Genomic DNA, 21,148 nt, shown 5'->3' on the forward strand with positions numbered 1-21,148 from the left:
CCTGACAGGTTTTGGCTGACATCAAAAAGCCGTCCCCGGGGCATGGGGACGGCTTTTCTGCCGGAGGTCTTAAGGGCGGGCCCCCGGCAGAAGGGGGAGATCCGGTTATGATGTAACCGGAGCGCGCCAGTCGTCGGAACCGGATGTGCCGGCTTTTTCGTGGGTCCACTCGGCTTTGCGGTAGCTGAAGAACCACTGGTCGAGATCGCCGCGGGAAGCGTTTTTGTCGTCGTTGACGTCCGGCAGCAGGTGCTTGCCTTCAACCAGAACCGCGTCGGTGTACTTGACGGTGAAGTAGTGCTCCTGCTGGCCTGCGGTCGAGGTGCGCCAGAAAGCGACTTCGATTTCCAGGTTTTCGCCGGTTGCCAGAGCCTGCCACAGCAGCGGGGAAGCCTTGTCGAGCGGCTTGATGAAAGAGCTCGGCTGGTGGCGGCGCGTGCCGATGGCGGTGCCGGAGTTCGGGTCACGCGGGACGATTGCGTTCATTTCAAAGTTGTAGACCAGGCACTCGTCTTCATGGCCTTCCTGCCAGGAGTTGCCGATGCTGTCCGCGGTTGTTGCGTCCTTGCTGATGTCGCCCTGTGTTGCGCCTGAGATTTTAGCGTATGCAACATTTGCCATTTTGCAGTCTCCTCTAAGATGTGTCGAGCGGTCTGCGCTCTGATGTCCGTCGTCTTCAGGTTTGAATTCCGTCAGCGGCGTTGCTGATGCCACCTACTTTGCACGGGGCGTGCCAGTTTTGGCATTGGTGATAAAAGACGCATGAAAACAATGGGATAGCCATCGTTCGAAGGGGGTGCGTCAGCAAGGCGCTGTGCAGAAACCTGCACAGTGCGCTGAAAGCCGCGCAAAACCCTGCGCAGTGGCCGTGTGACAGGGATCACAGTTTGACGAAACCGGTGCCCGGCCGGGAGCTGCGCAGGCCCGTCAGGGGCCGTCAGACCCCGGAGATCTCCCGTGTGCAGGCGCTTCACGCGGCGGATTTCGGATCCTTCCACCGGTTACGCGCAGCTTTTTGGCGGTTTGTTTCACGGTGGCTCCCCTCTCGGAGGCGGGCCTTCGCGGCAGCAAGGCCGAAGAGGGGGCGGTTGACTGGGAAGATGCTCAAAAGGGACGGGATGAACGCGCTCTTTTGCTTTCGCGGCTGCTGGCGCTGATTGATGAAAGACCGGGAAATACATCCGAAAGCGCACCTGGAAGAGTAACCCGAGCCTGCACCGGCGTACTCATACACTGGTCAGCATAATGATTGTCGGGCAATAGACTTGTGAAACGGACGCCAAGAGCAATTTTTCGAATAAATACTACACCCTCTGCAATGCAGGTATTGCGGCTCATAACTGAAATATATTCAGATATAACTCATTTCCGCGCCGAAACCTTGGTTTAATCACTCACTAGCAGACAGTCTATAGGAGTGAATAGATGGCATTTCAAAAACTAGGATCAACTCAAAACAACACTGCAAATAGGCCCGAGCCACAGATCGGGCAGCCAACCGTTTCCATTAGTGATATCAGTGCGGTTGCGGTGAACCGCAACCGCCGTTTGGTTCCGCCGCCGCCGCCGCGGCATTCTCCGCCGAGCGCTGCGGACATGCAGGCTAAGAAGGATGTTCATGCGAATACCGCTAAGGTCGAGTCAAAACTCAACCATTTTAGCAAGCCCGGAAACCAACCACAGATCGTAAGAGGCCGTTTTGGCAAGGACGATATGATCCTTGCAAGAACGGCAATGCAAGCCCTCGACGGGGTATTTGGCGACAGACTCCTAACAAACGGCAAATATGATGAGCGGAAAGTTGAATTGGCCGCAAATCTGATGTTTGGGAAACATGTTCTGACTGACAAAAAACAGATGAACCCTATGTCCTTTGCAACCGTATTATCGAAAACAGTTGCAAACAATAAGCCTCTCGACAAACCAGGTTTGGTCTCTCCCAAACACTTGAACTCATTCATCGATGCGCGGAGCGCAAATCAGCAGTTTTTCAAGCATGACAAAAACATGAAAGAGGCTTTCGGTCTTTTTCAGGGCATCGCAACAAATGACCGGCCCAAGATTATCGACCAAATGGACCGAAAGACAATCAATCTGTCCAAAATGCAGAAAGCGTCACTCAAGGACGGCGGCATGATGGCCGACAAAAATGCAGGAAAACTCGGGAGGAGCAAATGGGCCCTGACACCAAAGTACGTCAAAACTCAATTGGAAAAAATGAATAGTGACAGTCCAAACGCGTACTTTAAAAAGTCATTTTCATCCCATGACAATAACGGCGGATTCATATCGAAGACAACGGTCTCGATGAAGACACCTAGTTCATTTAGAACCGCGCCTTCAATCGCGAACAAAGTCTCCAAGCAAGCGCTCAATAATTATGACTCCAAACTGGGAGACCAGGTAAAGTCAATGCCTGTGAACTATCAAGCGATTGAGGTGAAGACGACAGTTGGGCAGAATCCGCCTAAGACCGTTGTTTACAATAACTATGGCGCGAATTTCAAAGGCAAGGATCCGCAATCAAGCGACGCGAAATGTGACAAAATCCTGGGTGAGTTGTTCCCGGTCCAGCCGCGCTCGAATATCCCGGTTTTGCTTGAGTCCAAGTCTATGGACGAGGATCAGTTCAACGATAGTCTTGGAAGCAATTCCAATGCGCCGAAAAAGCCGACAAAGAAACTCATCGATCTGCGCATCCTGATGCCTGCAAAAAGTGATGAAGTGGAGATGTACGGTGAACACTGCCAGAATATGGACAAAGCGGCGAAAAAGCGCGGCGATGTTAAGTTTCTGGGGGTGCATGGCATGGGTCATGGCACCAGTGTCGAGCATGCAGCTCAAAAGATCACAAAAAGTCTCGGCATCAGCAAGAAAACTCTGACTAGCAATGATCAGCTGACTGAAGTTCGCAAAGAAATGGACGAGAGCTTCAACACTATGCCGAGCAAAATCCGGGAAAAATACCAGCCTGTGTATGACGCATGGAAAGAGCTTTCGAAAGGCCTTGGAAACAAGAAGAACGTCATCCCGTTTGCAACCATGACTGCCATTTTGTCCGACGCTATCTCTGATCACTCGAAATCCGGGCACGAACTAAAATTTGCCTTTGGTTGCAAATCGGCAAAGGATCGGACAACTGCGGTTCTTCAAGGTGTCATGATGCTGCGCCCCGTCATTGAAGCCCGGCTTGAGCAAAATGGCTCTGCGGCTGTCGACGAATATGGAAACAATGTTAATGATCAAAGCAAAAAAGGCGGTGTAAACCCAAACTGCGTTTCTGAACTGTTTGATAAAAACGGCAAGGTGATTTTGAACAATATGTCACCTGACGAAGTCCAAGTCATGAAAGACAATTTCGACCTGACTTACCTTCAGATGGCGAATAAGAGAAACACAGGCATTGCTACAAACAACGCAGACTATAATCTGTATACTACCTTCGAAAAGGTTCCGTTTGTTGCTAAAACCCTCCAGGAAGCATACACGACCGGAACGGGCGGCTAAGCGTCTCGGCATTTCTTTATCGTGATTGTTGTTGGGCCGCGGTTTCCGCGGCCCTTTTTGCTTTTGTCGCCGGCCGGTCACACCGGATCCGCCAAGGGCATCCGGCGTGACAGCCGGTCCAATCAGCTGCCGGCTTTTGCCGTGTAGGGGTTGGACTGGTGAACCAAGGGCACGTTCTTGAAGGTGGAATCCTTCAACAGACAGGCGTTGATGTTGGTCGGTACGCCCACATTCCGGTCATTAGCGCCCTGCAGAAGCTCAAGATCGAAATTCTCGTCCAGCAATCTGCGCTCGAACGGGCTCAGGTTGCTGGCTGTGAAAAAGCCGTTGCGGTCAAACAGGCCGCTAAGCGGGTCCCGCGGGCCACCACCATCGGGATCTGGTGTGGTCAGCCGGTGCTGGATGATCGGCTCCAGCAGCATCATGCCCTGAAGCACGGATGTGGTGCGGTCCTTGGCCGACTTGCAGCCCAGGGCGAATTTGATGTCGACTGCGCCGTCCGTCTCCTGACGGATTACGTCTGTCAGTATCTTGGTATAGGTCGCAAATGGGATCACATGCCGTTCGTGGCCCAGCTCGCCGGCCAGCTCCTGCCATTTATTGAAAATCGGCAGGTAGTCGTCGGGAATCTTGTCCTCATGTTCGATCAGCTTGTTCTTCAGGGCCTCGATTTGTGGCTGCGGCGTGAGCTGCCAGGTGCCGAACCAGCTGCGCGGGTTGACGCGAGCCTTGTGGCTGTGCCCCTCGCCATGGATGCCGAGATAGGTGATCCCCCGTTCCGCGGCCGCTTGCCTCATGGCCGTTGTGTGCTCGGTGTAGATCGTTTCTTCGCTCCTGTGCGCCGAAAACAGCACCCGCAGGTCAATCAACACTTTTTCTGCTTCGGCCCGGTTGCACGCAGGCTCTTCGCTTTTTTGCTCCAGCACCGGACGGGCGCCGCGTGCCAACGGTTGCTCGGGGAACATCCGGTCGAGAATGGCCTTGCATTTTTCTGGCGGAACACTGGCGTCCTTGCCCGAGAAATTGCTGCCGAACGCAAAGACTGTCGAGGCCTTGCTGGCCTGCTCAGCGTTGCACCTGCGTGTAATGCCGACTTCGAAATAGTTCACGGGCAGGTTTTTGAGGGGCGCCGACCCCCCCAGTTTGCCGGAGGCAACCTTGTTGATGAGGGAGGCGGCGGTCATGATCGGTGAGGAAAGGGACACGTGTGTGTGTTGGCTCTGTCCGTTTGCACCGGCCGTTTCGATCCGGTTTGCGTAGAATTCGCCAGCAGGCTGGTTGAACCGCCCCTGCTCAAAGTCCTGCTCTGGCAAGGAGAGGGCGTGACCCAAGGTCCTGGGAGGCGGGTTCATCACTCCAAACTGGTGATCGACTGCCTGTTTGGATTTGGCGGGCAGGTGTGGAGTGATCGCAGTGAAGTGGTCGGTCTTGAAGATGAGGCTCCGGCAGGACGGCGGCATCTTTCGCCAGGTGCTGCTGTCCTGTTCCTTGGCATCAAACAGGTCCATCATCCGGGTCAGGTGATCGTGCCGCTGGAAGTAATGCTGGTCGATCCCCGTGTTGTTGACGAGCGGGGTTATGTCGCGAACGGGCGGGAGGGTCTTGTTCAGCCGGCCATTTTCCATTTGACCCCTTGGCTGAAACGCGCGCGCCGATACCGACTTGGACAGGGCGGTCGCAAGATCGACCGGGGACCGGCCGCTGCCATAGCGGATTTTGCCGAACACCAGCCGTGCGGCGATGCGCAGCTTGCCCTTGTCCAGCCGTCCCCGGTCATCGCACAGGCGGTCGCCGAAAATGTCCTGCAGGGTATTCAGGGCGTCGTTTGCGGCCTTCTCCTGAAGCCGTCCGGTCCGGCGCAGATAGGCACCGTCGCTGTAAAGAACGGTGCGGACCTGCTGGAGCTTTTGCATTTTTTCCGCTTGGATGGCAGCAGAGCTCGAAACGGGGGGGCGGCCGCTGAAACGGCCATTCGGCCGTTCGGCGTAAGGTTTTGTTCCGAAAGTTCTAGAGTTCTTAAATTCTCCTGCCTTTCTGTCGTCAGAACTTACTGAACTGCGAAGACTTCCGGAAACATTCCAAATCATAGACATAAGACATACTCCGTGGCTAGACATAGCCCGCGCCCCAGCCAAGTATTGGATGAAGAATGTCAGGTCATTTTTCAATTTATGAGGCTATAAAGGATAAGCGGATACTGGTTTTTTCCGTTCTGTGGCGCACGCCGAAACGGCCCGAACGCGCCATTCCAGTGTGAAGCGGGCACGTTGTGCGGGTAGAAAAAATTTTTGCCATCCGGTCAAAAATGAAACGGAATCATCCCTGTTCAGGTTCACCTGCGTCTAGTCCGGGGAGGTGCCGGCGTCCGGCGCAGCCGCCTTCACAGCTTCGCGGCGCTCGGCTTCCTTGGCAAAGGCGACGTAATACTTGTAGATGTTTCCGACATAGCGCACCGGTTCGCGGCTGATGCGCCGGGCGACGGTCCATTCCACATTGCCGAACCATTTGTCCGGGTCGTAGCCGCTTTTTGCGGCCTCCTTGCGCAGCCGGTCGAACCGGCTGGGCCCGGCATTATAGGCGGCAAGCGCAAAGAAGGTCTGGTTGGCCGGGTCGGACTTCAGGTCGTCAAAATAGGTGTCGGCGAGATACCGCAGATATTTGACGCCGGCCTCGACGTTTTTGTCCGGGTCGCTCTCCACGCCCTTGATGCCGATGGGCTGACCGGCTGCGGTGGACGGTTTGATCTGCATCAGCCCGACCGCGCCGGCGCTGCTGCGCGCGTCGATCTTGTACTGGCTTTCCTGATAGGCTTGAGCGGCCACCAGCAGCCAGTCGATGTCGTATTTGAGGCCGTATTTTTGAAACAGCCCGCTGAGCTTGTCGTATTGCGCCTGGCGGTCGCCACTTTCAAGTTTTTTCAGATAGTCCGCATCGGTCAGGTAGCGCTTCAAGATGATGTTGCCGAGCAGTGTGCCCTTTTCGACCGTCTTGGCAAAAGCGCTGACCTCCTTCAAAAGGTCCGGAGCGTCCTTGCGCACCGCAAACGCGATCTGGCCGTCCGTGCGGATCGGGGCGTCTTCATGCATTTTGAGCCCGTCAAGGATCTGCATCCAGAAAGCGCCCTTGTGCTGGTCGACGATAATGGTGCCGAGCGCACCGGCCTGGACCATGTCCATAAGGTCCTCGTCCTGCAGCACTTCACCGACATCGATGATGTTGACCGGAGCCTTGCCGTCCGCCTCCAGTTTTTCATTCAGCGCCAAAAGGCTGTCATAATAGGAAGACGATGGCCGCACATGAACGTCCATGCCCGACAGGGCGGCGGCAGAGGCAATGTCCTGCGCATCCGCGGCGGTCATCGGAACTTCCTTGACGTTGTTGTAAATCGGCACCGAAAACGCAACCAGGTCCTGGCGTTCCGGCGTGATCGTCAGATTGCCGAGCGCCATGTCGCCGCGGCCCTCGGCCAGGTCGGTAAACAGGTTCTCGCGCGGTGTGGGGATCATCACCAGCTGGTCGTCCAGCGCCTTTTTGCCGTGGTGCTTGTCCAGATGCTTGGCGAACGCGTCCATCATGTCGACCGTCGTGCCCCGCTGGACACCATTGTCGATGAAATAAAACGTCTTGGAAAACGGCACGAGAACCCTCAGGTAACCGCGCTCCAGGATGGCATCGAGATCGCCGTTGAACGGCTCGCGCAGTTTGTCTTCCAGGGCGTCTGCCAGGCCGGTCTTTATGGCAAGGGCCGAGCCGGCCGAAACGATCGAAACCGCTGCAAAGGTTACGACAGCAAAGCCGAGCAATCGGGCTGCAGACGCCAGCTGCGTGAGTGCCGCCGCGCTTTGGCGGGCCTTGGAAAATTTCGGAGCGCTGGGCATCGTCTCTCCCCCCAGGAGCGGTGCGGGCCGGGAATGCGGCCCTGCCACCTGACCATTAGGAAAACAAACCAGCCTTGCATGACGCTTTCAAGGCGCCAGCGCGCACACGGGTGCATTTGTGATCGCCGGTGGTGTCCGCCGCGCCGGGTTTGCCCGTCCTAGCGCGTGAAGGTCAGGTCGACCGTTCCGACCGGAAAACCGCCTTTCACCACCTTTGCGGTGTTTTTCACCGTGCGCCGGTCGATCTGGGTCAAGGTGTCGTTGAAACGCAAGAGGATTGAGCCGTTTTCCAGCGGTACTTCCGCAACATAGGAGAACTTGAGCGAGCCATCGTCCATGGTGCGCACGATCGCCGGACCGAGCACGTCGGCGCGCTGGCCGATATAGCGGTCTTCGGCGACCTTCTGGAAAAACCAGGTCTTGGTGTCGCGTTCGCCGTCATCATAAACAAAGTCTTCGCGCAGCCGGAGCGTGAAGGTCTTCGGGTTCCAGGTGCCGGTCAGATAGACCGTGAAGGGCCGGTTGACGCCGGCGATTTTGCTTTCAAACACACCCTTTCCGACGGTCTTTCCCTTAAAAAACTCTTCGAGCACCAACGCCTTGGCAACGGCGGTAGACGGCAGGGCGAAGGTTGCCGCGGCAACGCCGGCGAAAAAGGCGAGGGACAGGGCGGGACGGCAAAGGTGGGAGAACTTCATGACGGCAAACCTCTCAATTCCGTTCAAGTCGGCTTGCTGGCTTACGCTCCGGCGCTCAAGGCGGATTTGAAACATGGGATGAAACGGCCAAACCGGCCCACTGTCGGATGGCCTGCCCATTGGCGCAGTTCGCTGGGCGGGGAGGGGAACAAGCACCGTCTCCGGCTGCCCCGGCAGATCATGCCGGGGCACCTTGGATGGCGTTGCTGCATCGGGTTTTCACCAGGTGAAAACCGGCGGTTCCGTAAACTACTCTGAGGCGCTGCCGCGTTTCAGGACCACCTTGGGCGTCGGGAACCCGCCGTCAAACTCGTCCACCACGCTGGTGTTCGGGTCGTCGCTCCACTCGATTTTTGCATCGAGATTGGAGGCCAGTTCCTTGAGCTCCTTGTCAAACTCGCCATGGTCGAGCCACAGTTCAACGGTGCCGTTTTCGGCCAGTGTGCGGGTGATCTCGTTGACATTGTGACGGGTCAGGGGCGCGCCTTGCATGGTGTAGCGGTCGACTGTCTTTTTCTTGAACGGAAATGGCGGGTCGGTGTGCCAGGCTTCCAGTTGCACCAGATTGGGGATCTCCTTGTCCGGATACTGGGAATCGAATTTCTGAGCGTTGAGGTTGACCGCGCCCTTGAAACCGGAAACGACCCCACTTGCTTCGTGAAATCCCTCACCGCCGATATCGACATGGAACCGGTCGCTTTTTTCAAGGCCGAGGTCCTCGCGTGAGGCGAACTGGCTGCGTTTGCGGGTCGCAGGCGCGCCGAGTATTTCCTTGGCCGCATCTGCGATCTCCCCGGGTGAAATCACATCGCTGTCGGTCACCTCCTGTTCGGTGTCTGCCTCCGGTTCATATTTTGTGGATGTGCCGTCTTCGTTCTGGGCCAGGCCATACAAGTCGTCTCCGAACTGGTTCTGGTTGAGCTTGTTGACGTCCGCATAAAGGGAACTCAAATCATCGAAACCCGTGTTTTGGGAAAAGCTTGGCTTCGCCACGGGTGTTTGCATGAGCGATGCATGGCCGCCGGCACGCTGCGCGGCGACCGCAAATGCTGAAAGAAGCGTGCCAAGGGTCGTGTTGAGTCTCATCAATCTGGTCCTTTTGTTGTTGTGTTTTTTGGGAGAATGCCCAGACCCGAAAAATTTCAGCTCACCTTTCAAAGTGGCGTTTTGTTCGGTGTTCGCAGGGTGTAGTCGGCCAGGCGCACGGGATTAAATATTTTTCACTTATCAACCTATCGGCGAGTTGGGGTGGCCGCTGCCCAAACGGGCGGTTGCGGTAAAACCGGGAGCGGAGGCGCGTAGCTGCCTGCGATAGGGGGGCGCTGATCTTAGGTCAGCGGAAATCCGGCTCAAGCGCCACAGGTTCGGGTGGACAAGCCAACCGCACGCGCTCTGCGCCGGCGGCGTTCCAGAACATGGTGGCCGATTGCAGCGCGGGCGCTGCAGGCACTGATTTCGTTTGGGCCGGGTCCGCGCGCCTCCCGCGACATCCGGTTTCATCCGGACTGCCGGCTTGTCTGCGTTCCGGCGGCAGGTCAGGATCGGTTTCTTATGCGATTTTGACGAAGTGCTCCGACAGGCGGATCCTTAATGATGATGTTCCGGGTGCTGGTGGTGGCGTTCGGATTTTGCTTCGGCAACTGTAGCCTTCAGGGTAGGCTTGGAGGCTGCAGTCTGCCGCCGGCCGGCCGTTTCAAAAGGGCGGCCGCGGTGAAGACGGCAGCGTAGGCGGAGCCGTAAATGATCAGGCCCGCCGCGATCAGCACCGGCGGCTCTGCGGTCTTGAGAACGGACGAGGCGCCCAGTACCAAGGCATAGGTCCAGCTTGCGCCGGACAGGGCCACACAATTCGCGATCACGGCTGTCTTGGCCCAGGACAGATCCTGCAGGGCAGAGCCCCTGGCCTCAGCGATCACCGGTTTGACCAGCCATGCCATCAGCACGGCGTCCACGGTCAGCACCGTCACCACAACAAGCTTTGTGACAAGCTTTGGCGAGGCGGCGGACGGATCGAACCCGGTGCGGATCTGCACCAGCGCCAGGCCTGACACCCACAGCAGGGCGAGCGCCAGAACGATCCGCCCATGCGCCCGGTCGATGAGTTCCAGAACGGTGCGGGAGATCCCCTCGCGCAATATCCGCGGCGCCGACAGCGCCAGCTGAATGACGCTGCCAAGGCCGAGAACGATCGCGATCAGGTGCGCAAGGCGCACCGTGTCGACATAGACCACCATCCACGACAGATTCGCGGCTGCCGAGACCATGTCGGGCGGCAGGAATTCAATCCCGCCGCGCAGTTCGTTTTCCATGGAACCCTCCTGAAGAACGGGCGCTCCCGTGATCAGACAACCGCATCCAGCGACACCGTCTGGTCATTGAAGGCGATCTGCTCGTAGTCGTAGAGGATGTCGTGGCCGTCATTGCCCCAGACCACGACGCCTTCGCCGTCTTCGGTCGGGCCCCAGCCATAGTCGGTGCTCGTCCCGTCGATGGCGAAGGTGTCCACCCCGTCGGTCCCGGTCAGGTACTGCGTGACGGAGGCAATGTCGTTGGTGACGCCATCGGTTCCGTTGATTGGGACGGATCCGTCATTGAAGAGGATTTCCTCGAACCCGTAGAGGATATCGAACGTGTCCCCCTGCCAAACGACGGTGCCCGCGCCGTCTTCGGTCGGACCGAAGCCGTACTCGTTCATGTTGGCGTCGATCTGGAACCGGTCATTGTCGGTCGTCCCGGTCAGAAACTGCGAGACCTCCTTGATGTCCTGATAAAGACCATCCTCGTTGATCAGCTCGACCGTGCGGTCGTTGAACTGGATGTCCTTGAAATCGTACAGGATGTCGAACCCGTCCTTGTCCCAGATGACGACGCCCGCGCCGTCTTCCGTTGGGCCCCAGCCGTAGTCCTTGGAGGTGCCGTCCACGACGAAGGACTTCACGCCCTCGCCGTCGAGCAGGTACTGCGTTTGGCCGGCATCGTCGTAGACAAGGTTTTCATTGCCTGTGTCCGGATCAGTGGGGTCGGGATCGGTTGGGTCTGGATCAGTGGGGGCCGGGTCGACAGGGTCTGTCGGGTCCGGATCTGTTGGGTCTGGATCTGCCGGGTCAACCGGGTCCACCGGATCGGGCAGGTCAATCGGGTCTGTGCCGTCCGACTTCAGCACGACATTGTCGACAAGGCCGCCCAGCAAGGCATTGGTGCCTTCGGTTGCTTCAAGCGACAGCGTGTCCTGCCCGCCGGTTCCAACCACCTTGAACTCGTAGATCATGGCGTCGGTGCCGTTGGGCTTGATGATGTCGACCACCTCGCCGTTCCACATCACCTTCAGGCCGATGTTCCAGAAGTTGCCCGGCGCCATGTTCTCGGTGTCATAGGTGAAGGACAGGTCATAGGTCTGCCCGCGCACGGTGGGCACGTCCTGTGAAACGGTACCGCTGGAGCCATCCAGGCCCAGAGCGGTCTGGCCGTGGGTGGCGTTGGCGTCAATGTTCTTGTCGCCGTGTACCTCAAAGAGGCCGTTGCTGCTGGTCCAGCCGTCCATGCTGGCGAGCGAGGTTTGCCCGTCCACCGGATCGGTGATCTCGAAACTGCCGTTCACCAGCAAGTTCGCCGGGTCTTCGACCAGCGGGATGTTTGACGGCATAACGTTGATGTTCGCGGCAATCGAGGGAACGCCGTCCGCGTCCCAGATGAACATCATCCAGCTCCCCGACGACAGGCCTTCGGCCGTGGACGGGGCATAGACGACAAGGGTGTTGCTCCCCCCGACGGTTCCGAAATCCGCTTCCACGAAGCCCGTGCCCATGTTGAACGCGTGGGTGGATGCCCCGTTCTTGACCAGGGTCACGCGGGCCACGTCCGATGCGTCGTCGACCTGCACGGCATAGGCGTTGCCAGCATGAACTTCATCCGGGGCCTTAAGGATTTCCGGGCGCTCGCTCAGCGCGCCGTTTTCATCGAACAGGTAGCCGGGCTTGTAGATCTGCGCATCCAGGTAGTCGATCTCTGCCATCCCGGCCGCGCCCCCACCGGCCGACAGGATCGTGCCGTCGTTGAGCAGCACCGCTGTGGAGTGATACAGCCGCGAGCTGTCCTCGTCGACGAGGGTGGTGAGTGTGTTGTCTTCCGGGTTCCAGATGACCGCCGTGTGTTCCGCGGCCGCCTCCGTGTTGCCGCGCGCCGAGCCGCCATTGATCAGCACCGTGCCGTCGGGCAGGGTGGTCATGTTGGACCAGTTGCGCTCGCCGACCAGATTGCCGACATGCTCAAAACTGGCATCGTCGCCGGAGATGTCCATCACCCACAGGCCCGTGCCGGTGTCCTGGATCAGGATCTTGCCGGGAGCGAACTGGACGGCCGGATTGTCCCATCCCGCATTAAACGGCAGGACGCCGATTTCGGTGACCGATCCGGTTCCGCCATTTGCGTCCGGGTTCATGGACATGACTTCGATCTTGCCGTTGCCGCCCTTGCCGATCGCAAAATACACAATGTTGCCGTCGGTATCGAGGAACGCCCGCGGGTAGTGGCTGGATCTGCCCAGGTTCGGGTCGGTGGCGCCGCTCAGTTCCGTCCAGCCTTCGTCCGGCGTATAAACTTCAGGCGTTGCCTGGTGGCGGCCGTTTTCATCACTGCCGCCAAGCATGAGCATCCGGCCATCGTCCAGCGACACCATGGTCGGATACCAGCGGGCATTGACCATCTCGCCTTCCGGAGCCGGGGAAAGTTCACCGGTCTTCATGTTCAGGATGTTAACATCGGACACGCCGCGGTTCGTCCCGCCGTTCGGGCGGTTGTCGCCACCGGCAATCAGGACATAATCCGTGCCTGGGATGATCATCGCCGCGGAACAGAAGATATCCGTGCCGGTGGTGTTGTTCAGGGTTTCATGCGTGCCGGTGACCGGGTCGTAAATGTCGTAGATGAACTGGCCGCCCTGCATGCCGGTTTCATCCGTGCCGAAGGTCAAAACCCGCCCGTCGTCCATAACAACGGAGTGGATTCCGATAATCGGCCATGCTTGGAGGTCACCCCATTCGCCCGTAAATGTTGTCGCCATTTAGTATACTCTGAACTCGTTCAAGGACGTAAAATGTCCCATAATGATACTATTGCCTATCGGTCCAATGTGATTTGCAACAAGGGTGCCAATCCGTAAGGGCGGCGGTGTCTGCACCCCCCTGTTCCGTATCCTCCGCCGGCTTTAAACCGCTGGGCTCTGTTGCCAGCAGGCAAAGCCACATCTGAGTACCGGTCCTATCTTGACGGGTGGGCAGGCTGAGAGCGTGCGCGGGCTCAGGAAGGGGCGTTGCCCGTTGCGCGCAGGTGGACGTGCGGCCTCTCCCCGCTTGGCCGCCCTGTTTCCGGACAGGCAGCCAGCCCCGTCGCAGCTTCTCATGAAGCGCGGTCGTCACGTGTGGATTGCGCCTTAAACAACCCGTTTTGGGCACGTTTTCGCAAAGGTTTGCGCGGGCGCGTATCTATAAAGACTGACCGGCTGCGCTGCGGCCGCCGGTTTTGTCCGGACCGGGACAGACAGTGGCCCGTCCTGCCGGATCGCGCGGCTGGACCGCCGGCTTGTCCGCGTCCCGGCGGCAGGTCAGGATCGGTTTCTTATGCGATTTTGACGAAGTACTCCGACAGGCGGATCTTCAATGATGATGCTCCGGGTGCTCGTGATGGCGTTCGGACTTGGCTTCGGCAACCGAGATTTTCGGGTCGAAGCTGTTCGGGTCGGCCATCATCCAGTAGGTCGTGTAGCCGGGGATGTCGTGGCTGTCGGCCAAAAGCTCACCCGGTTTCAGCCACGTGAAAGCGGCACTGGCCGGCATGACCTGGCGTCCGCCCTCATGCAGGAAGAAGTGTTCCGGCCGGAACTGGTTGGGGTGGTCAAGGCCCGAGGCCGCTGTAAAGTCCGACAGGGATTTCAGGGTGTTGCGGTGAAAGTTATAGACCCGCTCGGCCTTGTCTGGCACCACCAGAGCTTCTTGCCGTTTCGGATCCTGGGTCGCGACCCCGGTCGGGCATTTGTTGGTGTGGCAGCTTTGCGACTGGATGCAGCCGACGGCGAACATGAAGCCGCGGGCCGAGTTGATCCAGTCCGCGCCGATGCACAAGGCAGAGGCCAGATCGAACGCGCTGATCAGCTTGCCGCTGGCGCCGATCTTAATGTCTTTCTTCAAATTGGTGCCGATCAGCACATTGTTGACGAAGGCAAGGCCCTGCCGCAGTGGCGTGCCCAGCCGGTTGGAAAACTCGATCGGCGCCGCTCCGGTGCCGCCTTCCGCGCCATCGACCACGATAAAATCGGGTTTGATGCCGGTTTCCAGCATCGCCTTGACGATGGCCATGAACTCCCAGCGGTGGCCGACGCACAGCTTGAAGCCGGCCGGTTTGCCACCGGACAATTCGCGCAGCTGCTTGACGAAGTGCAAGAGTTCCACCGGGGTTGAAAACGCCGAATGGGCGGCCGGCGAAACGCATTCCTGACCCGGTGTGATGCCGCGCGCCTCAGCGATTTCTTCCGTGACCTTCGGTCCGGGCAAGACCCCGCCATGGCCCGGTTTTGCGCCCTGGCTGAGTTTTATCTCGACCATTTTCACTTGCGGCGACTGGGCCTGTGCCGCGAATTTTTCCGGATCGAACTTGCCGTCCTTGGTGCGGCAGCCGAAATAGCCGCTCCCCAGCTCCCAGATCAGGTCGCCGCCACCCTCGCGGTGGTAGCGCGAGATGCTGCCTTCGCCGGTGTCATGGGCAAAGTTGCCGCGCTTTGCACCGGTGTTCAGAGCGAGAATTGCATTGCCGCTGAGCGAGCCGAAACTCATCGCCGAAATGTTGAACAGGGAGGCTGAGTAGGGCTGTTTGCAGTCCGGTCCGCCAATCGTGACCCGCATGTCGTTTGGATGCGGCGTATGCGGCACCATGGAATGGTTTACCCAGGCGTAGCTGTCGGCATAGACGTCGCGCTCCGTGCCGAAGGGCAGATTGTCTTCAATGTCCTTGGCCCGGTCGTAGACCATGGACCGCTGCTCACGCGAAAACGGCCGGCCGTCCTGGTTGCTCTCGAAGAAATACTGCCGCATTTCCGGCCGGATCGATTCGAACAGGAAGCGGAAATGGCCGGTCACCGGATAATTGCGCAAGACCGCGTGGCGGGTCTGCTGCATATCCAGAAGACCGACAATCGTCAGGGCGCCGGTGATCAGCAGCGGCCAGAAGAAGTGGATGCTGACTGCCAGCATGAGAATGAAGAACAGGGCGGTGAGCGCGCAAACGGCGAAAAAGACGAAATATCTGGGCTTGAAAGGCAAGGCGGGCTTCCTTTTTCAAGATCAAAGGGGCTGGCAGACCGAACTGTGTCAGGCGGGCGCCGCGATGGAAAGCGAAAACACGCATCCCAGGCCCGGATCAGCGCACAAAGCGCACCGGATGGTTTCTGCAAGGCTGTGCCCGCCACCCGGCCTTGCTATATTTTCCGGTAGAGCAGATGGTTCATGGTCGGAATTTCCAATGATTTCTTCTGGCCGGCAAATTCGAAGCCGTTCTGGCCCATCATCTCGCCGAAATACGCCTCGTCATAGCCAAGCTCCAGCCAGCCCTTTTGCGCAATCATGAAAATCGATGTGCCGTCGCAGCGCAGCCCCCAGGGCACATAGAAGTTGCCGTGGATCGGTTCGGCGGCCAGGAACACATGCCCTCCCGGCTTCAACAGCTTGTGGCAGCAGTCGAGCAGTTTTTGCGGATAAAGGCAGTGATGGAATGACTTGAAAAACAAAATGACATCAAACGGTTCGACGCCGTCAAGGGTGTCGAGCGTGTCTTCGAAGGCGCAGGCCTGAAACGTAATCAGGTCTTCAATCGCCAGCCGGGGCGCCCAATGGTTGATCAGGTCGCCGCAGCCCGGATCGATATCCGTTGCCGTAACATGATATCCGGCACGGGCGAGGGTCAGGCTGGTGTTTGCCCAGCCGCACCCCATGTCCAGCACCCGTGCGCCGGGGGGCGCCGGAATGTGTTTCAGGACGCCGCCGACCCCGATCAGGTTTTCGCCGATCTGGGTGTTGGAGCCGCTGTCAAAGGGAAACGGCCTGTCGAAATCGCGTGACCCGGCGGCTTCGGGTTCGAACTCCAGGCTGTAAGGCTGACCGTACACGGTTTCGTAAAGATCCATCACAGCGCCGCGATACATGTTGGACGCGGGGTCCATGTCCCAGAACGGCTCGAAGGGGGCCTGATAGAAGGTGCGCCGCATTTCGCCGATGCGTTCTTCCACAGGCAGTTTTGCGGTTTCTTCTGCCCAAGTGCGAACCTCTTCTGCCGTGGTGATCACGTTGGTGTAATGAGGCCCGAGGACAAAATTGGATGGCATGAGAAACTCCGGCGGCGGGAGGGGCGACAGTGCCTGCCGCAGCGTTCATGGTCAAGACGGGAGAGCATGTGCGCTGCCTTGATCGTTCTGTTCTCCTGCGCCATGGCACCGCCGTGCCATGATCGGGAAAACCCAGCGCAGCCTGTTGATTTAAGGGGAAGTATTGAAAATGCCGACTGCCGACTGCCTGCAAACCACGTTCGAGATCCGCACCTCCGGCCCGGGGCTTTACATGTTCACCGGCGAGGTTGCGCGCTGGCTGCGGGCAGGCGGTGCGCAGTCCGGTCTTCTGACCCTATTTGTGCGCCACACGTCCTGCTCGCTGCTGATTCAGGAAAACGCCGATCCCGACGTGCAAAAGGACCTGAAAGCCTATTTCGAACGGCTGGTGCCGCCGGCTGATCACCCGTCCATGTCCTATCTGGTGCACACGCTGGAGGGCCCGGACGACATGCCGGCCCACATCAAGGCCGCGCTCTTGCCGGTGTCTCTGCAAATCCCGGTTTCGAACAGCCAGATGCGGCTTGGCACCTGGCAGGGGATCTATCTGTTCGAGCATCGCACCCGACCGCATGCCCGCGAGGTTGCCGCGCTGTTTATGGGCGGGTGAGGGGAACGCAGGGGCAGGCCGCAAAAACACGCTATGCCGGACGGGCACGCTATGCCGGGGGGGCGCTTTTTCGAGTGCCGCCTAGAACCATCTGCTCAAGTGCCGTTTCAGCCAGACGGGCCGCCGCTGTCTGCCGATCAAGATGTTGTAGAGAAGTTCAAGATCGCGGTAGAGCTCCTTGCGTCCGGTGACGGAGCGAAGCTGAACGACGAAGGATTCGGCCTGTTCCCACTGGTGAATGAGGCCATTTTCATACCAGCGCTTGAAAATGCTGAAGTTCAGCGCCCCGGTGTGGACGCCAATGGCCAGCAGTTCCAGGTGATTGAGTGTCCTGCGGATTTGCTCTGACTGATTGCTCGCATGCTGGTGTGCCTCCGCATACTGGGCGATGTTGCCGGCCTTTGCGCAGGTGTTGAATGCCGCCTGCGCGTCCAGCAGCTCCTTGTCGGATTCAGCTGTGATAATCGTCTGGATGGTGAAGGTTTTCGTGGAGGCTGCACGGCTGACCGCAATGCCGATGAGCGTCACGATGATGGCCACAACGGCAACGGCGGTGCTGATCACAATGGCTTCAATGGTTGTGCTGATCGGCAGGACGCCGAACACGCTCTCACCTTTGATCACAGACATCAACCGCTCCCGAAACGCATTAGGCCATCCTTGTCAGGATGGCCTATATACAATTCTGGGTATCTGTATTCAATTTATATCGCGTTTTCACGCAAACGGGCGTATCCCCAGACCGCCCCAGCCTTCTTTCTTGATCATGTCAAGGTCTCCTGAAAATCGACACCGGCCTCATTATACCAGACCGCTTGAGTATGCCGGGTTGCCCGGGCCACAAGGCCAACCCGTTGGGCGTGTCAGGCCGCCGGACGACACAGTAGCCCGGCTCTGCTTGGCCCTGGTTAAGGCTATGCGGCGCCCGAGCTGCTTTCAAGACGGAATTTTACCGGGCTGCGGTCCAGCCAGCAGTCCGCGCAAAATGTGTCTTCACTTGCTTTCACCGGCAACTACAGCAGCGTCACACGCGCGCGGCTGCAAACGTCCTGCAAAAAGAACCCGTGTCTCTCTTTTTGGAAAGGTGTGTCATGCCCGCTTTGAATTTCGTGCCCCAGGGCGGTTGGGGACTGTTGAAGACCGGTGAGGAAAACGGCCTGTTCACCGATGGAATGACCACGTGTGCTCCGTTGATCATCTACAACAGCGACCCGACAACCCGCGTTGCGCTGATGCATTGCGATGCAGCCAGGGTGCGCCTGCCCAGCGTGTCGCAGGTGCTCAACTGGGTGTGTCAGGGCATTGCCACAAACTCCTACACTGTCCTTGGACTGAGCAAGGATCTCTACTGGCTGTTGACCTATGCCGGCGGGTACCGGGGATCTCTGGGCGGGTTTGTGTCCTTGCCGTCGGCGGGGTGGGTCGGCGCACGGATCAATGAGGGCGCGTTTCAGCTTGTCCCGCAGGAAAACAACACGGATTATACCGAAAACAACCCGGTCACGAAGGACGGTGAGACCGGCGGCATCTCCTGGTACAGCGATGATTTTCCGGGGATCAGCAACGTGCTCCAGACGGCGTTTGATCAGGAGCTCTTAAAGCAAGGGTTGATCGAACAGGGGCTCGATCGGCAAACCTATGCGGATGTGGTCAGCGATCAGGATTTGTCGGACCTTTCCAAGATCAGCACGGCCGTCACCACCACCGGAGACCAGTTCTATTCCGTGCGCGATGTTTTGGAAAATATCCAGCGGGACGAGCTGGATTTTGGGTGATGGCGAAATTATTAGGAAAATATTCTTGACAGCGTGACGGTGATTTGCTAGGGTTTGGTCATGGTCGAAGAAGTGCGGCTGGCGCCGGGGTGTTTGCCCTTAGGGCCCAGTGACGCGCCCCGGCCCTTCATGACACAGCAGACGGACAGTACACGCAGCCGGCGCCGCGTGGATCCGCATGTGTATGCGCGGCCTGTGCAGGGCGTTCCGAACTTGGATGTGACGGAACGTCCGGAGCACTCAGTTGTGTTCCCAGACCGCTTTCTGGCGGTTTTCTGGCCGTTTTCTGGCGGTCTCCAGGCCGCTTTCGGGGCAGGCGCGGTTTTGCTGCCTTTGGCCCTGCTGTTGGATAAAGCCTGCCGGAGCGGGCGGTGGTGATGTGCAGACCGGCCCTGGCCGGTCTTTTTTGTTTTCAGGCAAGAGGCTGCTGTGGACACTGAAAAATCGTCAGACGGGACGTCGTTCCTGAAGCCGAAAGCGCCGGGGCGCTTTTCCGGCAAGTGCCTTGCAGACGCGGTGAAGGCCGAGCGGGCCGAAGTAAAGGCCCGCAAGCGGGACGAAGGCCGCCTGAAAGCAGCGGCAAAGGCGGAAGCGGGACGGCCGCCGCCCGCCCCTGTCCGGGGCGGGGAGGAATGTCCCCCGTCCCGTGTGCAGATGGTGTCGCGTCTCTACCGGGCTTTCAGCGGCCAGATGGACCAGATGGAAGCGCGGCTGAAAAGCTTGGCTCTGGACCAGGCGGAGCTTGGCGACATCGACAAGACCGTGAAGGCGCTTGCCAGCCTGGCCCGCACGCTTGCCATGCTGATGGAGCTCGACCGCGAGGCGGCGGACAAGGAGGCCGACCAGAGTGACGACGATGACGCCGAAGCGCTCCGCCGAGACCTTGCGCAGCGCCTTGTTCGCCTGCGCGGACAAGGGCCAGCTTGAGGCACTGCTGGCAGCGCTTTCGGCGCGCGAAATCAGTTTTTTGCTGCATGAATGGCCGCTGTTTGCCCATGACCATCAGCTGCCTCCGGACGGTGCATGGACCCTGTGGATGCTGATGGGCGGGCGCGGGGCGGGCAAGACGCGGGCCGGCGCCGAGTGGGTGCGGGCTTGCGCAACGGCGGCGGATGGCAGCGCTTCGAAGGCGGGCCGCATCGCGCTGATCGGTGAGACCTATGCGGATGTCCGCGAGGTCATGGTCGAGGGCGTGTCGGGCCTGCTTGCGATCCATCCCAAGGCGCAGCGGCCCAGCTGGTCGCCCACGCGGCGGCGGCTGGAATGGCCCAATGGCGCGGTGGCGCAGGGGTTTTCCTCCGAAGATCCGGAGGCCCTGCGCGGTCCGCAATTCGATCTTGCCTGGTGCGATGAACTGGCGAAATGGCGATATGCCGAGGAGACATTTGACATGCTGCAATTCGGACTGCGCCTTGGGCAAAAGCCCCGGCAACTGGTCACGACCACCCCTCGGCCCGTGCCGCTGATCAAGCGGCTTTTGGGTCAGCCCGGCACGGCGGTGACCCACGCCCCGACAAGGGCGAATGCCTACAATCTGGCACCCGGCTTTCTGGAGCGCATTGTTGCCCGCTATGCCGGAACCCGGCTCGGACGGCAGGAGCTGGACGGCGAATTGATCGAGGACCGGCCGGATGCGCTGTGGTCCCGCGAGGGGCTGGAGGCCTGCCGGGTCGATGGAGCGCCGGAGGCCCTGCGCCGCATCGTGATTGCGGTCGATCCACCGGCAAGCTCCGGTGCGAAGTCGGACGCGTGCGGCATCATCGCCGCCGGGCTCGGCGCGGACGGAAAGGCCTACATTCTGGCCGACCGCAGCCGCAGGCGGGCCAAACCGGCCGACTGGGCGGCGGTTGCGACCGGGTTGTGGCACGGGCTTTCAGCCGATTGCCTGATCGCCGAAGTGAACCAGGGCGGCGAGATGGTGGCCGATGTGATCGCCGGTGCCGACCCGTCCGTGCCGGTCAAGATGGTGCGGGCGACACGCGGCAAGTTCTCCCGCGCCGAACCGGTCGCCATGCTGTACGATCAGGGCCGGATCCACCATGCCGGCCGTTTTCCCGAACTGGAGGACGAGATGGCGGATTTCGGGCCCAAGGGCCTCACCAACGGCCGCTCACCCGACCGGCTGGACGCGCTGGTGTGGGCGGTGTCGGACCTGATGCTGGGGCCACGGGCAGAGCCGCGTGTGCGCGGACTGTAAGGCGGATCGAGGCGGCAGATGTGAAGGCGGTGGCGGGAGACCCAGCCGTGGCTGCTCGGCCACAGGTTGTCACAGCCGCGCCCGGTTGCAGGCGGCGGCTTGACTCAATTTCTCA

The 21,148-nt window shown here is 59.3% G+C and carries 15 protein-coding genes; 5 read left to right on the forward strand and 10 right to left on the reverse strand.

The annotated features are described in order from the left end of the window. Positions 1-105: 105 nt before the first annotated feature. Positions 106-621, reverse strand: coding sequence for an Hcp family type VI secretion system effector (locus JM93_RS07555; RefSeq protein ID WP_145341926.1), 516 nt, complete (start codon positions 619-621; stop codon positions 106-108). 804 nt (positions 622-1,425) lie between these two features. Between JM93_RS07555 and JM93_RS07560 the strand changes: the two genes are divergently transcribed. Further along, positions 1,426-3,507 carry a hypothetical protein gene (locus JM93_RS07560; RefSeq protein ID WP_155197550.1) on the forward strand — a complete coding sequence of 694 codons (2,082 nt, stop codon included), beginning with the start codon at positions 1,426-1,428 and terminating at the stop codon, positions 3,505-3,507. A gap of 122 nt (positions 3,508-3,629) precedes the next feature. Here the strand turns inward: JM93_RS07560 and JM93_RS07565 are convergent, their stop codons facing one another. The 8 genes from JM93_RS07565 to JM93_RS07600 all read right to left on the reverse strand — a co-directional run bounded on the left by JM93_RS07565 (position 3,630) and on the right by JM93_RS07600 (position 16,451). Then, entirely contained in the window at positions 3,630-5,420 is a 1,791-nt protein-coding gene (locus JM93_RS07565; protein ID WP_145341930.1) for a hypothetical protein, read from the reverse strand. A gap of 429 nt (positions 5,421-5,849) precedes the next feature. Further along, positions 5,850-7,385 (reverse strand): MltF family protein, encoded by a 1,536-nt coding sequence (locus JM93_RS07570; RefSeq protein WP_145341933.1) that lies wholly within the window; start codon positions 7,383-7,385, stop codon positions 5,850-5,852. 158 nt (positions 7,386-7,543) lie between these two features. Further along, a complete protein-coding gene (locus JM93_RS07575; RefSeq protein WP_208995016.1) occupies positions 7,544-8,158 on the reverse strand; it encodes a DUF3833 family protein in 615 nt (204 codons plus the stop codon). 174 nt (positions 8,159-8,332) lie between these two features. Beyond that, positions 8,333-9,169 carry a hypothetical protein gene (locus JM93_RS07580; RefSeq protein ID WP_145341935.1) on the reverse strand — a complete coding sequence of 279 codons (837 nt, stop codon included), beginning with the start codon at positions 9,167-9,169 and terminating at the stop codon, positions 8,333-8,335. A 563-nt stretch (positions 9,170-9,732) separates the two neighbouring features. Next, positions 9,733-10,392, reverse strand: a complete 660-nt coding sequence (locus JM93_RS07585; RefSeq protein ID WP_145341937.1) for a hypothetical protein — start codon at positions 10,390-10,392, stop codon at positions 9,733-9,735. Positions 10,393-10,424: 32 nt separating this feature from the next. Beyond that, a complete protein-coding gene (locus tag JM93_RS07590) occupies positions 10,425-13,142 on the reverse strand; it encodes a galactose oxidase early set domain-containing protein (RefSeq protein WP_145341939.1) in 2,718 nt (905 codons plus the stop codon). Positions 13,143-13,734: 592 nt separating this feature from the next. Continuing rightward, a complete protein-coding gene (locus tag JM93_RS07595; protein ID WP_145342590.1) occupies positions 13,735-15,324 on the reverse strand; it encodes an FMN-binding glutamate synthase family protein in 1,590 nt (529 codons plus the stop codon). Positions 15,325-15,548: 224 nt separating this feature from the next. Further along, positions 15,549-16,451 carry a class I SAM-dependent methyltransferase gene (locus JM93_RS07600; RefSeq protein ID WP_145341941.1) on the reverse strand — a complete coding sequence of 301 codons (903 nt, stop codon included), beginning with the start codon at positions 16,449-16,451 and terminating at the stop codon, positions 15,549-15,551. A 169-nt stretch (positions 16,452-16,620) separates the two neighbouring features. Between JM93_RS07600 and JM93_RS07605 the strand changes: the two genes are divergently transcribed. Next, entirely contained in the window at positions 16,621-17,061 is a 441-nt protein-coding gene (locus JM93_RS07605; protein WP_208995017.1) for a secondary thiamine-phosphate synthase enzyme YjbQ, read from the forward strand. Between the two features lie 81 nt (positions 17,062-17,142). On the opposite strand, the gene JM93_RS07610 is transcribed toward JM93_RS07605, so the two are convergent. Next, positions 17,143-17,691 (reverse strand): DUF4760 domain-containing protein, encoded by a 549-nt coding sequence (locus JM93_RS07610; protein WP_145341942.1) that lies wholly within the window; start codon positions 17,689-17,691, stop codon positions 17,143-17,145. Positions 17,692-18,152: 461 nt separating this feature from the next. On the opposite strand from JM93_RS07610, the gene JM93_RS07615 reads away from it, so the two are divergent. The 3 genes from JM93_RS07615 (at position 18,153) to JM93_RS07625 (ending at position 21,033) form a co-directional block, all read left to right on the forward strand. Further along, positions 18,153-18,836, forward strand: a complete 684-nt coding sequence (locus tag JM93_RS07615; RefSeq protein WP_145341944.1) for a hypothetical protein — start codon at positions 18,153-18,155, stop codon at positions 18,834-18,836. A gap of 429 nt (positions 18,837-19,265) precedes the next feature. Further along, positions 19,266-19,763, forward strand: coding sequence for a hypothetical protein (locus JM93_RS07620; protein WP_145341946.1), 498 nt, complete (start codon positions 19,266-19,268; stop codon positions 19,761-19,763). After that, a complete protein-coding gene (locus JM93_RS07625; protein ID WP_145342594.1) occupies positions 19,693-21,033 on the forward strand; it encodes a DNA-packaging protein in 1,341 nt (446 codons plus the stop codon). Before JM93_RS07620 ends, JM93_RS07625 begins: the two co-directional genes overlap by 71 nt. Positions 21,034-21,148 lie beyond the last annotated feature (115 nt).

The sequence above is a fragment of the Roseibium hamelinense genome (genome assembly GCF_007830545.1).
Lineage (GTDB): Bacteria > Pseudomonadota > Alphaproteobacteria > Rhizobiales > Stappiaceae > Roseibium > Roseibium hamelinense.